Annotated in this window: 10 protein-coding genes and 6 pseudogenes; 14 read left to right on the top strand and 2 right to left on the bottom strand. The window is 44.1% G+C overall.

All coding sequences use genetic code 11. From position 1 onward, the window contains the following. Positions 1-92: 92 nt before the first annotated feature. The 6 genes and pseudogenes from JCM19037_RS16020 (at position 93) to uvrC (ending at position 5628) form a co-directional block, all read left to right on the top strand. Entirely contained in the window at positions 93-689 is a 597-nt protein-coding gene (locus JCM19037_RS16020; protein ID WP_042402923.1) for a TetR/AcrR family transcriptional regulator, read from the top strand. 20 nt (positions 690-709) lie between these two features. Continuing rightward, the gene (locus tag JCM19037_RS16025) at positions 710-1471 is read left to right on the top strand and encodes an enoyl-CoA hydratase (protein ID WP_238544762.1); all 762 of its coding nucleotides are present in this window, start codon (positions 710-712) and stop codon (positions 1469-1471) included. A 21-nt stretch (positions 1472-1492) separates the two neighbouring features. Beyond that, positions 1493-2264: pseudogene (locus tag JCM19037_RS16030) on the top strand (electron transfer flavoprotein subunit beta). Between the two features lie 13 nt (positions 2265-2277). Continuing rightward, a pseudogene (locus JCM19037_RS16035) lies at positions 2278-3257 on the top strand (electron transfer flavoprotein subunit alpha/FixB family protein). 222 nt (positions 3258-3479) lie between these two features. Further along, positions 3480-3794 carry a thioredoxin gene (gene trxA, locus JCM19037_RS16040; RefSeq protein ID WP_042402928.1) on the top strand — a complete coding sequence of 105 codons (315 nt, stop codon included), beginning with the start codon at positions 3480-3482 and terminating at the stop codon, positions 3792-3794. 62 nt (positions 3795-3856) lie between these two features. Continuing rightward, positions 3857-5628 (top strand): annotated as a pseudogene (uvrC, locus tag JCM19037_RS16045) (excinuclease ABC subunit UvrC). A 240-nt stretch (positions 5629-5868) separates the two neighbouring features. On the opposite strand, the gene JCM19037_RS23250 reads toward uvrC, so the two are convergent. Then, a complete protein-coding gene (locus JCM19037_RS23250) occupies positions 5869-6066 on the bottom strand; it encodes a DUF2507 domain-containing protein (protein WP_052363975.1) in 198 nt (65 codons plus the stop codon). A gap of 504 nt (positions 6067-6570) precedes the next feature. On the opposite strand from JCM19037_RS23250, the gene JCM19037_RS16055 reads away from it, so the two are divergent. From JCM19037_RS16055 to sdhB, 3 genes and pseudogenes are all read left to right on the top strand, one after another. Next, on the top strand, positions 6571-7200 hold the full coding sequence (locus tag JCM19037_RS16055) for a succinate dehydrogenase cytochrome b558 subunit (protein WP_042402931.1): 630 nt from the start codon (positions 6571-6573) through the stop codon (positions 7198-7200). 15 nt (positions 7201-7215) lie between these two features. Then, positions 7216-8993 (top strand): annotated as a pseudogene (gene sdhA, locus JCM19037_RS16060) (succinate dehydrogenase flavoprotein subunit). Continuing rightward, on the top strand, positions 8993-9754 hold the full coding sequence (gene sdhB / locus JCM19037_RS16065; RefSeq protein WP_042402934.1) for a succinate dehydrogenase iron-sulfur subunit: 762 nt from the start codon (positions 8993-8995) through the stop codon (positions 9752-9754). Before sdhA ends, sdhB begins: the two are co-directional and overlap by 1 nt. 129 nt (positions 9755-9883) lie before the next feature. Here sdhB and JCM19037_RS16070 read toward each other — a convergent pair whose 3' ends face one another. Then, positions 9884-10108, bottom strand: coding sequence for a response regulator transcription factor (locus JCM19037_RS16070; RefSeq protein WP_042359623.1), 225 nt, complete (start codon positions 10106-10108; stop codon positions 9884-9886). A 459-nt stretch (positions 10109-10567) separates the two neighbouring features. Here JCM19037_RS16070 and JCM19037_RS16075 point away from each other — a divergent pair, with 459 nt between their 5' ends. The 5 genes and pseudogenes from JCM19037_RS16075 to JCM19037_RS16095 all read left to right on the top strand — a co-directional run bounded on the left by JCM19037_RS16075 (position 10568) and on the right by JCM19037_RS16095 (position 15047). Beyond that, on the top strand, positions 10568-10831 hold the full coding sequence (locus JCM19037_RS16075; protein ID WP_042402937.1) for a phosphocarrier protein HPr: 264 nt from the start codon (positions 10568-10570) through the stop codon (positions 10829-10831). Then, positions 10831-12541: pseudogene (gene ptsP / locus JCM19037_RS16080) on the top strand (phosphoenolpyruvate--protein phosphotransferase). Before JCM19037_RS16075 ends, ptsP begins: the two are co-directional and overlap by 1 nt. Positions 12542-12621: 80 nt before the next feature. Further along, the gene (locus tag JCM19037_RS16085; RefSeq protein ID WP_042402940.1) at positions 12622-13053 is read left to right on the top strand and encodes a MarR family winged helix-turn-helix transcriptional regulator; all 432 of its coding nucleotides are present in this window, start codon (positions 12622-12624) and stop codon (positions 13051-13053) included. Positions 13054-13076: 23 nt separating this feature from the next. Continuing rightward, positions 13077-13894: pseudogene (gene racE, locus JCM19037_RS16090) on the top strand (glutamate racemase). A gap of 94 nt (positions 13895-13988) precedes the next feature. Beyond that, on the top strand, positions 13989-15047 hold the full coding sequence (locus JCM19037_RS16095) for a GerMN domain-containing protein (RefSeq protein WP_042402942.1): 1059 nt from the start codon (positions 13989-13991) through the stop codon (positions 15045-15047). Positions 15048-15114 lie beyond the last annotated feature (67 nt).

Here is a 15114-nt window from a genome sequence, read left to right on the forward strand (position 1 = left end):
TTTCGTCCCGTTGACAGCGCTTTATTTTTTCGGTAGAATTTATGAATGAATAATCATTCATAACCTGCAGAGGGAAGAAGGAGCAGCCGCCTATGGCAGTGGACAAAAAGAATTCCGAAAAGTACCACCTCATCATTGATGCTGCGGTGCGCGTCATCGCTAAACACGGATATCATCACGCACAAGTGTCTAAGATTGCAAAAGAAGCGGGTGTGGCCGATGGGACGATCTACTTGTATTTCAAAAATAAAGAGGACATTCTCATTTCCTTGTTTCGACTCAAGATGGGCACGTTTATTTCGACGATTGAAGAGCGATTAAAATCATGCAAGACAGCAGATGAGAAATTGCGCTATCTTGTCGAAAAACATTTATCGCAATTGTCGGACCAGCCCGACTTGGCGGTAGTGACTCAGCTAGAACTTCGGCAGTCAGCAAGAGAGTTACGTCTAAAAATTAACGACGTCTTAAAGGGATATGTGCATGTGATGGAGAATGTTATAGATGAAGGGAAAGAGGAGGGAGTCTTTCAAGACCAGCTCGATACGAAGCTAGCGAGACAAATGCTTTTTGGAACGCTAGATGAGATCGTCACAAACTGGGTAATGAAAGAAGGTAAGTATGACTTGTCGGAACTTGCGCCTTCTACCTACCGAATGCTTTTGGCTGGATTCCAAAAGACATCATGATTGAGAGGGGTTCTAACGAAATGATTGGAGTAACAAAGGAAGAGTCAGTTGCCTGGGTTCAGGTGAAACATCCTCCTGCGAATGCACTGTCAACAGAACTGCTTACACAATTGGATGAGCGGATGACCGAGCTTTCCCATGACGATGAAATTTCTGCCATCATATTGCACGGTGAAAGGCGATTCTTTGTTGCCGGTGCCGACATTAAGGAATTTGAAGGAAAGAAGGGCAGTGATCTCGCTGACGGCGGACAAGCCCTTTTTAATAAGCTAGAGTCGTTTAACAAACCGATTGTTGCTGCCATCCACGGTGCAGCGCTTGGTGGTGGTTTGGAATTGGCTATGGCCTGTACGATCCGCATTGCAACTGAAGATGCCAAACTGGGATTACCTGAAACAAATTTAGGCCTCATCCCAGGTTACGGCGGCACTCAGCGATTGCCTAAGCTCGTAGGTCCTCACAAAGCGGCAGAAATGATGCTCACTGGCCTACCGATTACAGGGGCTGATGCGTTAATGTGGCGCCTTGTGAATGACACGGCGAAAGACGAGCAACAATTGCTCGAAAAAGCCGGAAAACTTGCACAAACGATCGCTGAAAAAAGCCGGCTCACTTCTGAGCGTATCCTTGACCTTGTGCAAGAGGCGCATCATGGTGAAGACTTCGAAAAAGGGCTTAAAAAAGAAGCCCAGTATTTTAGTGAAGTGTTTGACAGTGCCGATGCAAAAGAAGGCATTGGCGCATTTTTAGAAAAGAGAAAACCAGAATTTTCCAATCGATAGACCAATGGAGGAGGAAGCCTTATGAACATTTATGTAGTTATGAAACGTACATTTGATACTGAAGAGAAAGTCGAAATAAAAGACGGGCGTGTTGATGAGGAAGGTGCAGAGTTTGTCATCAACCTTATGATGAATATGCCATTGAAGAAGCGATCGTATTAAAAGAAGCTCATGATGGTGAAGTAACCGTCGTTACTGTTGGGGATGAAGAAGCAGAGAAAGAGCTTCGTACAGCGCTAGCAATGGGAGCAGATAAAGCAGTCCTTCTTGACACGGAAGATTTAGAAGACGAAGTTGATCACTATACCATTTCTGAAATGCTCAATGCATTCTTTAAAGACAAAGAGTATGACATCATTCTTGGCGGAAACGTAGCGGTTGATGACGGAGCTGGCCAAGTAGCCCCTCGTCTTGCTGAACTTCTTGACATTAACCAAGTGACGACGATTACGAAACTGGACATCGAAGGGACAAAAGCAACAATCGAACGTGATGTGGAAGGGACGTAGAAGTCGTTGAGACTGAATTGCCTCTGCTTGTTACGTGTCAACAAGGGTTAAATGAACCGCGTTACCCTTCACTTCCGGGGATTATGAAAGCGAAGAAAAAGCCGTTAGAAACGTTAGACCTTGACGACCTTGGACTCGATGAAGATGAGCTGGAGGCAAAAACAAAAACGGTTGATCGCTTTTTGCCACCTGAAAAACAAGCAGGGAAGAAGCTCGAAGGCGAACCTGCTGAACAAGTAGAAGAACTCATCAAGCTCTTAAAAACAGAAGCAAAGGTCATATAAGGAGGAATTTCTAATGTCTAAAAAAGTACTCGTACTCGCAGAAGCTCGTGATGGAGAATTGCGTAACGTATCATTTGAAGTAATTGCTGCTGGTAAAAAGATCGCAGGTGATGGTGGCGAAGTTTATGCACTACTCGTTGGCGATGGGGTAGGATCATTTAGCGATGCCCTCATTAAACAAGGTGCCGACCAAGTGCTAGTGGCTGAGCACGCTGATCTAAAAACCTATACGACAGATGCCTATAAACAAGTTCTTTTACAAGTAATTGAAGAGCAAAGCCCAGATGCACTACTAATCCCGCACACATCTTCTGGTAAAGATTTGGCTCCAAGACTTGCAGCGAAGCTATCCTCAGTCTTGTATCAGATATTATCGACATTGAACTTGCTGGAGATGAAGTGGTGTTTACTCGCCCGATCTACTCGGGTAAAGCATTCGAGAAGAAAAGTGTAACAGGCGGAATGTTGTTCGCAACGGTACGTCCGAATAACATTGCAGCTCTTGATGAAGATGCAAGCCGTAGTGGAGATACAAAAGACGTAAGTATTGAACTTAAAGACCTCCGCTCGATCATTAAAGATGTTGTGAAGAAGACGAGTGGCAAAGTCGACCTTGCAGAAGCAAAAGTCATTGTTGCAGGTGGTCGTGGCGTGAAAAGTGCCGAAGGGTTCGAGCCGCTTGAAGAACTGGCTGACATTTTAGGTGGCGCAGTCGGAGCTTCACGTGGTGCTTGCGACGCTGAGTATTGTGATTACTCCTTACAAATTGGACAGACGGGTAAAGTTGTCACACCTGAACTTTACATTGCTGTCGGAATTTCTGGAGCGATTCAGCACCTTGCAGGTATGTCAAACTCAAAAGTCATCGTGGCCATTAACAAAGACGCAGAAGCGCCGATCTTTGACGTCGCTGATTACGGACTCGTTGGTGATTTGTTCGACATCCTCCCAATCCTTACAGATGAATTCAAAAAAGTAAAAGCGGGAGCATAATTCCAGCAGTCAAAAGGTAGAAAAGGCGGAGAGTTGAGCGGTGCTCCCTCCGTCTTTTACTTATGATTCGAACACACTTCGGTGCATAAGTATTGACGAATGGAAATGTGTCCAGTATAAAGGGAACAGGTGAAAGCTGATCGAGCAGATCATTTTTCACATGAATGGCTGAATGCTATAATTAATGAGTGAGTAAGCTAGTAAAGAAAGGAGTCTAACCCAATGGCAATTGTAAATGTAACAGACCAAGATTTTGATCAACAAACGTCAGAAGGCGTCGTGCTAGCAGATTTTTGGGCACCTTGGTGTGGACCTTGTAAAATGATCGCTCCAGTTCTCGAGGAAATCGATGGCGAAATGGGCGATAAAGTTAAGATCGCTAAGCTTGATGTTGATGAGAATAAAGAGACAGCCGGTAAATTCGGCGTCATGAGCATCCCAACACTAATGGTTTTCAAAGACGGTGAACAAGTAGAGCAAGTCGTCGGTTTCCAACCGAAAGAAGCGCTTGTAGAACTTCTTGAAAAGCACATGTAAACGAGTAAAAAGCCTGATTACTTCAGGCTTTTTCTTTTACATTAGATCGAGGAGGTGGGCAGATGGAAACGATTAAAGAAAAGTTAAGCGTGCTCCCTTCAAAGCCGGGCTGCTACTTAATGAAGAATAAAACGGGGACAATCATTTACGTAGGAAAGGCGAAAGTTCTTCGGAACCGCGTTCGTTCTTATTTTATCGGAAGTCATGACACAAAAACGCAACGTCTCGTTAGCCAGATCGATGATTTTGACTACATTATTACATCGTCAAACGTTGAGGCACTCATTCTTGAAATGAACCTCATCAAAAAATACGAGCCGAAGTACAATGTGCTTCTTAAAGATGACAAGTCGTATCCGTACTTGAAGATTACGAACGAAGAACATCCACTCTCATTACGACAAGAAATGTAAAAAAAGATGGAGGGAAATATTTCGGTCCTTATCCGAATGCGTTCTCAGCGAATGAAACTAAGAAATTACTGGACCGTTTATATCCGCTAAGGAAATGCCGGACGCTACCGGACCGTGTATGTCTGTATTATCATATCGGGCAATGTTTAGCTCCTTGTGAATTTGAAGTTACCGAGGAGACGAACAAAGCACTCGTCTCTGAAATTCAACGGTTTTTAAACAATGGTCATCAAGCCATTCGAAAAGAAGTTGAACAGAATATGCTGCAAGCTTCTGAAGCGCTCAACTTTGAACGAGCTAAAGAATTAAGAGATCAGATTCAACACATTGACGCTGTTATGGAAAAACAAAAGATGACGGAAGTTGACGGCGTTGACCGTGATGTATTTGCTTATGCTTACGATAAAGGGTGGATGTGTGTACAAGTCTTTTTCGTAAGACAAGGAAAGTTGATTGAAAGGGATGTTTCAATTTTTCCTTTTTATCAAGATCCTGAAGAAGACTTTTTAACATTTGTCGGTCAATTTTATTGGGAGGGCGCCCATATCAAGCCGAAGGAGATATTAATTCCTTCAGGGGTGGACAAAAAAGAAGTTGAAGAGCTCCTGCAAACAACGATCCATGTTCCAATGCGAGGGAAAAAGAAAGACCTTGTAAAATTGGCAAACCAAAATGCTGAAGAAGCATTGCAAGCGAAGTTCAGTTTGCTTGAACGCGACGAGGAGCGAACGGTAAAAGCAGTGGAGCACCTCGGAGAAGCGATGCAAATGGATGCCCCTTATCGAATTGAAGCGTTTGACAACTCGAACATTCAGGGCACGAACCCTGTTTCTGCAATGGTTTCCTTCGTTGACGGTAAGCCCCACAAAAAAGAGTATCGTAAGTATCGGGTCAAAGATGTGACAGGTCCTGATGATTACGCGTCAATGAAAGAAGTGATCCGTAGAAGGTATTTACGGTTGCTCCGCGAAGAAGCCCCAATGCCTGACTTAATTTTAATAGACGGTGGAAAAGGCCAACTGTCTGCAGCACTATCGGTGTTAGAAGATGAGTTGAATTTATCTGTACCTGTTGCAGGTCTTGCAAAGGATGAGAAGCATAAGACTTCCCAGTTGTTGTTAGGTGAAGACGCACGCTTAATTCCATTAGCGAGAGATAGCCACGCCTTTTATTTGTTGCAACGAATTCAAGATGAAGTGCACCGCTTTGCATTAACCTTTCATCGAGAATCGAGGGGGAAAAGCGTTCGCCGTTCTGTGTTGGATGACATCAATGGTGTTGGAGAAAAACGAAAACAAATGTTGTTGAAACATTTCGGTTCCATAAAAAAGATGAAAGAAGCGACGATTGACGATTATGTAAATCTTTCCATTCCAAGAAATGTCGCTGACGACATTTTAAAAACATTGAATCGCGAATAAAAGAAGCCAAGCCCAACAAAGGGATGGCTTCTTTACGACCTACGATCATTCGTAGGATCAATATGTACGTGCAGGCGAAGTTTGCGCCGTTTTTTTTCTATGACCGTTTCTGCTGCTACCCCAAATAGCCATTCATATTGCGCAGCAATGAAACCTGCTTCCAAGTAGCGAGAAAAAGCGCGCGCTTTTCATCCTCCATTAGATGTAATTCAAACGTGCTTTGTTTTTTTGAATCCTTAATCAGACTGAGCGAACCCACCCGGCTCTTTCAAAAAACGAAGGGATGTCATCTACGCTGTCAAGCGGATGCTTGCGGGCAATCAACTTTCCACCCCAGTACATAATCTCATCTTCTTCTTCGTTCAAAAGTTCTGGTAGAAGCGTCTCCCTGACGAGCTCGTACCCAAAATCTGTATACTTTCTCTCTGTATCAGACAACCGAATCTCCCCCAATTCACTTCTCTATTATAAGCGTTTCTCGTGTAGAAAACTACTCGATTCACAAAATACGTTCGTTAAAATCACGTATCAAAATGTAAAAAAGATCACGGAAACAAGAAACGGAACCGAGTTTTTATTGTCAGTCAATTCTTCTATGACAATCGAATCTCCACTTCATCGTTTAGGCGAAATATCTGCTTTCTTGACGATGATTGTGTACGAGGGTACAATAAATATGTCGGAAATTTGAATGGACGGAACGATGCTCAAGCATCTTGAAAACGCTTTGTTACATTTTTATAAAGTGGTATGCTTGTATTGACAATGGTCATACATACTGCGTTCCGTTTTATTGTTAAAGAAATTATGACGACACGGGGGAGTTTTAGCGCCGTGTTCGTGTAATGTTTGTTGGGAGGGTTTCATCGCTTTATAAAACAAAGAATATGGTAGGTAGGTATGAGTAAAAAGGTCAGCAGAAAAAAGAGGGGAGCCTTATCAATGCCTCAGAATAAGGAATTTTTTAATCGAAGATTACACTCACTGCTTGGTGTCATTCCTGTAGGTGTTTTCTTAATCCAGCACTTCATCATTAACCATTTTGCTGTATACGGAGCAAGTTCATTTAATGCCGCTGCGCATTTCATGGAAAGCCTTCCGTTTCGTTATGCACTTGAAGTATTTGTGATTTTCCTCCCGCTTCTATACCATGCAATTTACGGTTTGTACATTGCCTTTTTAGGGAGAAGCAACACCCGTCAGTATGGATATTTTAGAAACGTAATGTTTCTATTGCAAAGAATCTCTGGTGTGTTTCTCGTCATCTTTATTGCGTGGCATGTTTGGGAAACAAGAATTGCTGCAGCCTTCGGTGCAGATGTAAACTATGATATGATGGCGGATATACTTAGCAGTCCATTTATGCTCGTATTTTATATTGCTGGTGTATTAGCTGCAACGTTCCACTTTGCAAATGGTCTTTGGTCGTTTGCGGTATCTTGGGGACTCACTGTAACACCAAGATCACAAAAAATCATGACATACGTAAGCATTGGGGTATTCCTCGTGCTCTCATTTATAGGTATTCGCGCAATTATCGCGTTTTTAGATCCAGCTTTAGCTAACATGTAAAGGAGTCGGTGATCAATGAGCAACGGAAACATTATTGTTGTCGGTGGCGGACTTGCCGGACTGATGGCAACAATTAAAGCGGCAGAAGCAGGAAAGAACGTTGAATTGTTCTCTGTCGTCCCTGTAAAGCGTTCACATTCCGTTTGTGCTCAAGGTGGTATTAACGGTGCCGTTAATACAAAAGGTGAAGGAGATTCACCTTGGGAGCACTTTGACGATTCGGTATATGGCGGAGACTTTCTCGCCAATCAACCCCCTGTAAAAGCAATGACGGATGCAGCACCAGGAATTATTCACCTGTTGGATCGTATGGGAGTTATGTTTAACCGTACACCAGAAGGTTTACTCGATTTCCGTCGTTTCGGAGGTACCCAACATCACCGTACGGCATATGCAGGAGCAACAACAGGTCAACAACTACTTTATGCGTTGGATGAACAAGTCCGCCGCTATGAAGTTGCTGGTCTCGTTAAGAAATATGAAAACTGGGAGTTCACATCAGCAGTCATTGATGACGATGGGGTTTGCCGTGGGATCACGGGTCAGAACCTTTCTTCCATGGAAGTTGAGAGCTTCCGTGCGGATTCGGTTATTATGCAACAGGTGGACCCGGAATTATTTTCGGAAAGTCAACAAATTCAATGATTAACACAGGGTTTGCAGCTGCGAAGCTCTACGAGCAAGGCGTATATTATGCAAACGGTGAATTTATCCAGATCCACCCGACAGCCATTCCAGGAGACGATAAACTTCGTCTAATGAGTGAGTCGGCACGTGGTGAAGGTGGTCGAGTATGGACGTACAAAGATGGTAAACCTTGGTACTTTCTCGAAGAAAAGTACCCAGCATACGGGAACCTCGTTCCTCGTGACATCGCCACACGTGAAATTTTTGACGTTTGTGTAGAGCAAAAGCTCGGCATTAATGGCGAGAACATGGTATATCTTGATCTTTCCCATAAAGATTCCCATGAATTAGATGTAAAGCTTGGCGGAATTATGGAGATTTACGAGAAGTTTATGGGTGATGACCCGCGTAAAGTTCCAATGAAGATCTTCCCTGCTGTTCACTATTCAATGGGTGGTATGTGGATTGATTATGACCAAATGACGAACATCCCTGGCTTATTTGCGGCAGGTGAGTGTGATTACTCGCAACACGGAGCGAATCGTCTTGGTGCGAACTCCTTGCTTTCAGCAATCTACGGGGGTATGGTGGCTGGACCAAAGGCCGTTGAATATATCCAAGGATTGGATAAGTCTGCTGAGGATCTTTCATCGACACTTTTTGATGCAGAGCGCAAGAAAGTTGAAGATGAATATGAAGGCATCTTGAAAATGGACGGAAAAGAAAATGCCTATGCGTTGCACCGTGAACTTGGTGAGTGGATGACAGACAATGTTACCGTCGTTCGTGAAAACGCGAAATTACTTCAAACGGATGATAAGCTTCAAGAGTTAATGGAGCGCTGGAATAACATTAACATGCATGACACGAGCCGTTGGTCTAACCAAGCTGCGCCGTTCACACGCCAGTTGAAAGGAATGCTTGATCTTGCTCGCGTCATTACGCTCGGTGCTTATAACCGTAATGAAAGTCGCGGTGCACATTACAAGCCAGAATTCCCTGATCGTAATGATGAAGAATTCCTAAAAACAACAAAAGCGAAGTATGATGCGGCCAATCACAAGCCGGTATTTGAATATGAAGATGTCGATACATCGCTAATCACACCGAGAAAACGAGACTACTCAAAGAAAAAAGCCTCTGATAAACAAGGAGCTGGAAAATAATGAGCGAACACAAAACCGTCCGCTTTATCATCACTCGTCAAGACACCCCTGACGCCAGTCCATACACGGAGGAATTCAATATTCCTCACCGTGAGAATATGAATGTTATTTCTGCACTCATGGAAATCAGAAGAAACCCAGTGACTGCAGACGGGAAGGAATCCGCGCCCGTCGTTTGGGATATGAACTGTTTGGAAGAAGTTTGCGGGGCATGCAGTATGATTATTAACGGCAAGCCACAGCAATCGTGTACAGCACTCATTGATCAACTTGAACAACCGATTCGCCTAGAGCCAATGAAAACATTCCCTGTCGTTCGTGACCTCGTCGTGGACCGCAGCCGTATGTTTGATTCATTGAAGAAGGTGAAAGCGTGGATACCAATTGACGGTACGTATGATCTTGGACCAGGACCACGTATGGCTGAGAACAAGCGTCAATGGGCGTATGAGCTTTCGAAATGTATGACGTGCGGAGTTTGCCTTGAAGCATGCCCAAATGTGAACGACAAATCGGACTTTATTGGACCTGCACCAGTGTCGCAAGTACGTTTATTCAATGCACACCCAACAGGTGAAATGAACCGTGAAGAGCGTCTAAACGCACTTATGGGTGAAGGGGGACTGCAAAATTGCGGGAACTCCCAAAACTGTGTAGAGTCATGCCCGAAAGGAATTCCACTAACAACGTCAATTGCAGCGCTTAACCGCGATATGACTTTGCAGTCTTTCAAGAACTTCTTTGGAAGCGACAATCTATAAACAAACAGACCGAAACCGGATGTTCACATCAGAACGTCCGGTTTTTTAGATCTTGTCTGCCTGATCCCTCAATCAGTTATTACGATGATCGCCTGTAAAGACCCATGATCTGGTGCTTTGAGGCAATGATTAAATTTGGATTTCACCTAGTCTAATCAGTTCAATTACAGCCTGTGAACGTCCTTTAACGCCTAACTTTTGCATGGCATTAGAAATATGATTACGGACTGTTTTTTCACTGATGTAGAGCTGTCCGGCAATTTCCTTCGTTGTTTTGTCCTGCACGAGAAGGTCAAAGACCTCCTTCTCCCTTTTCGTCAGAAGGGAGCGCGGACCACGTTCCAAGTCCTTCAATCGTGTCACCCTTTCTAATCCAGGCCACCCTCTTTGTGTGTCCGGCTCTCAATGGAAATTGGACGATTAGAAGAAAGCATTTAGTCTCCATATCGTATGTGAGAATGCACTCGTCGGTGAGTGATGGAGCGAAAAGCGGCGAACAACTATACCGAGGAGTTTCGCTTTCAACTAAAAGCAGTAGTGGTCACTTGGACGTGTTTCAGGCTAAAAGTAGTGTCAATCACGCACACTTGTGTTTTAGATTCTCAGCTTATCGTATTCACGAAGTTCTTTTAATGTTAAAGTTTCTACTAAAAAACTTGAAAGCTTAAAAAAATGGGCGAAATCGTGATGAATGCGTGAAAATAATTGGCGTACACGCTCCGTAATGATAAAATATGAATTGACAAGCTAGGCGATAACTATCCTTAGCTTTCAAACGAGTGATGACTTATACGTAAAAGAGGAGTGGATCCCATGCAAGAGAAGACGTTTACGATTACCGCTGATACAGGTCTGCATGCGAGACCTGCAACACAGCTCGTTCATAAAGCAAGCCAATTTTCATCAGAAATAGAAATGGAAGCAAAAGGTAAAAAAGTAAACTTGAAGTCGATTATGGGTGTTATGTCGCTTGGCGTTGGTAAAGGAGGAGAAATTAAAGTCGTTATCAATGGAAACGACGAGCAAGAAGCAATGGAAGCTATTACAGCACAAATTCAAGAAGGTCTGGGCGAATAATGTCTCAAATCCTTCAAGGAATTGCTGCTTCCAACGGCATTGCCATCGCGAAAGCGTTTGTTTATGAACAGGCGCAATTAGACATCGAAAAAGCACCGAAAAAGGGTGCAGAGGATGAAGTGACTTCCCTCCAAAACGCCATCGAAAAGGCAAAGGCAGAGTTAGAAGATCTAAAAGCGAGAACAGAAGAGAATCAAGCAAGGAAAACGCCGAGATCTTCTCTGCCCATTTACTCGTGCTTGAAGATCCTGAACTGACAGGTGCAGTCAAGACAAAGGTTCAAGAAGAAGAAGTGAGCGCAGCGTTTGCACTAAACGAAACGGCGAACATGTTTATTGCTATGTTTGAAGACATGGACAATGAATACATGCGAGAGCGGGCAGCAGACATTAAAGATGTGTCGCAACGCCTATTGCGCCACCTTCTCGGTGTAAATACTGCTGCACTATCTGAAATCAACGAGCAATCCATTGTCATTGCCAAGGACTTAACGCCTTCGGATACAGCACAGTTAAATAAGGCATATGCGCTAGGGTTTGCCACAGACATCGGTGGTCGCACATCGCATTCTGCGATTATGGCGCGCTCCCTAGAAATCCCAGCGTCGTGGGCTTATCGAAGATTACCGAAGAAGTCGAGCATGGTGATATGATCATTGTAGACGGAATGAACGGGAACGTGTATGTTCATCCAGATCAAGAAACGATTGCACACTTTGAAACTGAGAAATTCCAGTTCGAAGAAAGAAAGAAGCAACGCGCGAAGCTCATTGACGAGCCTTCAACGACCCGTGATGGGCACACGGTTGAACTTGCGGCAAACATTGGTTCTGCAGCTGATTTAGATGGTGTGATTCAAAACGGTGCAGAAGGTATTGGACTTTATCGTACCGAGTTTCTTTACATGGAGCGTAATGAATTGCCTAATGAAGAAGAGCAATTCGATGCGTATCGTACCGTCGTTGAGAAGATGGAGAGCAAACCCGTTGTTATACGCACACTAGATATTGGTGGCGATAAAGAGCTTCCGTATTTGGATCTTCCTCATGAAATGAACCCGTTTCTAGGATTTCGAGCCATTCGTTTATGCCTAGAGAAACAAGACATGTTTCGCACACAGCTAAGAGCTCTCATACGAGCGAGTGCTTACGGAAATTTGAAAGTGATGTTCCCGATGGTGGCAACACTAGAAGAATATCGAGCGGCAAAGCTGCTCATTGAAGAAGAACAAGAGAAGCTTCGAAAAGAAGGAACTTCATTTGATGAGAACATGGAAGTTGGCATCATGGTCGAAATTCCATCTACCGCTGTTGCAGCGAAGCAATTTGCTAAAGAAGTTGACTTTTTTAGCATTGGGACAAATGACTTAATTCAGTACACACTTGCTGTGGATCGAATGAGTGAAAAAGTAGCGAATCTCTATCAACCGTACCACCCTGCAATTTTGCAACTTGTAAAAGGTGTCATTGACGCTGCGCATGCCGAAGGCAAGTGGACGGGAATGTGCGGAGAGATGGCTGGTGATGAAGTTGCGATTCCTCTGCTACTCGGGCTTGGGCTTGATGAGTTTAGCATGAGTGCGTCGTCAGTGCTCCCGGCTCGAGAGCAACTCATGTCCCTTGACTATGAAGAAGCACGTAAGCTCTCAGCAGAAGCTTTGTTGTGTGGAACAGCTGATGAAGTGAAGTCCCTTGTTCAAGAGAACCGATGATCATCTTAAGCCGCCTGTGCTTGAAACCAGGCGGCTTTTTCATAAGTAACATCACTACATATTGAGTGGAGGCTAATTGTGTGAATACAGACCAGGTGGAACAAATTGAACATTCTTTAAGACGAATTTCTTTTACAGTGAAACAAAAAGGAAGAGAAATTCTAAACCAATTTCCAATCACTCCGCCCCAATTCATCGCGCTCCAATACCTCAAAGACAAAGGCGACTTGACGATTGGTGAACTATCATCGAAAATGTACCTCGCATTTAGTACAACGACAGACTTGGTGGACCGTTTAGAGAAGAACGAACTTGTTGAAAGAGTGAAAGATCAGAAGGACCGAAGAGTCGTGCGTGTGCATATCTTATCGGAAGGCCGTGAGATCATTGATGAGGTGATCCAAAAACGCCAGGAGTATTTGTATGAGGTGCTGGAACATTTTTCCGATGAAAAAGTTGAGCAGCTTCAAGTGACGTTACATGCACTGCATAATGAAATGTCGAAAGAGTAACAGATAAAAAGAGGCGAATATGCGTGAATTTACCTATTGGTGTTATTGATTCTGGGGTTGGTGGATTAACCGTTGCAAAAGAAATCGCTCGCCAACTCCCGAAGGAACAGATGATTTATATCGGAGATACAGATCGTTGCCCGTATGGTTCGAGGCCTTACGAGGAAGTCCGTCGTTTTACTTGGCAAATGATCGAGCGGCTGCTCCAAAAAAAGATTAAGATGCTTGTCATTGCCTGCAACACCGCAACGGCTGTCATTCTCGAAGAAGCAAGACAGAAATTATCGATCCCCGTCGTCGGCGTCATTCATCCTGGGGCAATTGCAGCGCTAAATCATACCGTCAGCAAACGAGTCGCCGTAATTGGGACAGAAGGCACGATTTCTAGCGGGGCTTATCCTGAAGCAATACAGGCATTCAAGGAAGCCAAGTTGAGGTAACAAGTCTAGCTTGTCCACCATTTGTGCCCCTTGTAGAGCAAAATCGAACGTCCTTTTCAGAGGCATACAACGTTGTAAAAGAAACGTTAAAGCCTTTAGAGTCTGTAGATTTTGACACGCTAATCTTAGGCTGTACGCATTACCCTCTACTAAAAGAGGTAATTCAATCAGCTGTAGGTGAGCATGTCAAAGTGATTTCTTCGGGTGCAGAAACGGCAAGAGAAGTGAGTATGATTTTACAACACGACCGGTTGTCCACGACTTCAGAAGAAGAGCAGGAGAATCTCTATTACACGAGTGGGTCCGTGCATGCATTTAGAAAAACGGTCAGTACGTGGTTAGAAGATTCAAGTGTTAACATATCTCCGATTAGCTTTGCGTCATCCGCGATGAATCAATAATTCTCGCGGATTTTTCTTGTCCAAACCCGCTGGTCTATTTTCCGAATAGGGCTCGTATACTATACGAGATTCGTGAATTTAGGAGGGAAGAGGCATGAGAAGCTGGAGTATGAAAGCCATGTTATTGTTTGGGGCCGTGCTTGTCGTACAGGCGTGTGGTAGTGATGAGGAAGAAGTGGCAACAGACCTCGACCAAAGTCAAGTCGTTACAGAAATAGAGACTACAGATGAACAAGGTGAAGGGGAAGCGAGTAATCAACCAGAAGAAGGGGAACGGTCAGGGGATGTAACGGAACGTGAGCTTTACTTAATGGATCAATACGGGTATGTTGTTCCTCGAACATTCCGGTTTCCCCCAAATGAAGAAGTACTAAAGCAATCGCTGGAATTTATGGTCGCTGAAGGGCCTGTAACCGAGCACCTTCCGAGTGGCTTTCAGGCAGTATTACCTGCAGATACTGAGATTCTAGGAGTGAATATTACGGAGGATGGCACAGCGGTCGTTGATTTTTCGCCATCATTTGAAGAATACCCGAGAGAACAAGAAGAAGCGATCTTACAAGCGCTCACGTGGACACTTACACAATTTGAGAATGTTGAGCAGATTGAATTGCAAATTAATGGACATACTCAAGAGAACATGCCACAAGGCAATACACCTGTACAGTCTCTAACGAGAGATATTGGCATTAACCTTGAAGGGTATGCACCTGTTGATATTACAGCGAGCAGAGCGAATACGTTATACTTTATCCGTGAACAAGAGGAAGATGTTTATTTTGTACCTGTAACTAGACGAGCCGATGCGGATGACAATCAAGCATTAGCTGTCGTTGAACAACTCCTCGAAGGTCCGGCGATTCAATCGAACTTACTCACAGGCATCCGGTCAGGTGTGCAGTTAATTGAAGAACCGACGCTAGAAGATGGAGTGTTGACGTTAAACTTTAATGAGGCGTTACTCACAGAGAATAGCGGAACAGCCGTATCTGAAGAAGCGCTTACGATGCTAACGCTCTCGTTAACGGAACTAGAAGGTGTGAATGAGGTATCGTACCAAGTAAATGGAACCCAGGCGTTAAATCGGAGCAACGGAGAGACACTCACCGAACCTGTCACACGTCCGGTTATGCTAAATCGCGGTGAGTTTTAGCAGCATTGTTCGATTCATGATATACTAGTAGAAAATGAGGCGGCATCTGCTGCCTTTTTGTTATGCA

The organism is Geomicrobium sp. JCM 19037, assembly GCF_000698105.1.
Classification (GTDB): Bacteria; Bacillota; Bacilli; order Bacillales; family Marinococcaceae; genus Geomicrobium_A.

Excerpts from the sequence above, each read along its gene's own strand:
- JCM19037_RS16075 (WP_042402937.1), top strand. The coding sequence starts at position 10,568 with ATGCAAGAGAAGACGTTTACGATTACCGCTGATACAGGTCTGCATGCG.
- JCM19037_RS16020 (WP_042402923.1), top strand. The coding sequence starts at position 93 with ATGGCAGTGGACAAAAAGAATTCCGAAAAGTACCACCTCATCATTGAT.
- JCM19037_RS16095 (WP_042402942.1), top strand. The coding sequence starts at position 13,989 with ATGAGAAGCTGGAGTATGAAAGCCATGTTATTGTTTGGGGCCGTGCTT.
- sdhB (WP_042402934.1), top strand. The coding sequence starts at position 8,993 with ATGAGCGAACACAAAACCGTCCGCTTTATCATCACTCGTCAAGACACC.
- JCM19037_RS16055 (WP_042402931.1), top strand. The coding sequence starts at position 6,571 with ATGCCTCAGAATAAGGAATTTTTTAATCGAAGATTACACTCACTGCTT.
- trxA (WP_042402928.1), top strand. The coding sequence starts at position 3,480 with ATGGCAATTGTAAATGTAACAGACCAAGATTTTGATCAACAAACGTCA.
- JCM19037_RS16025 (WP_238544762.1), top strand. The coding sequence starts at position 710 with ATGATTGGAGTAACAAAGGAAGAGTCAGTTGCCTGGGTTCAGGTGAAA.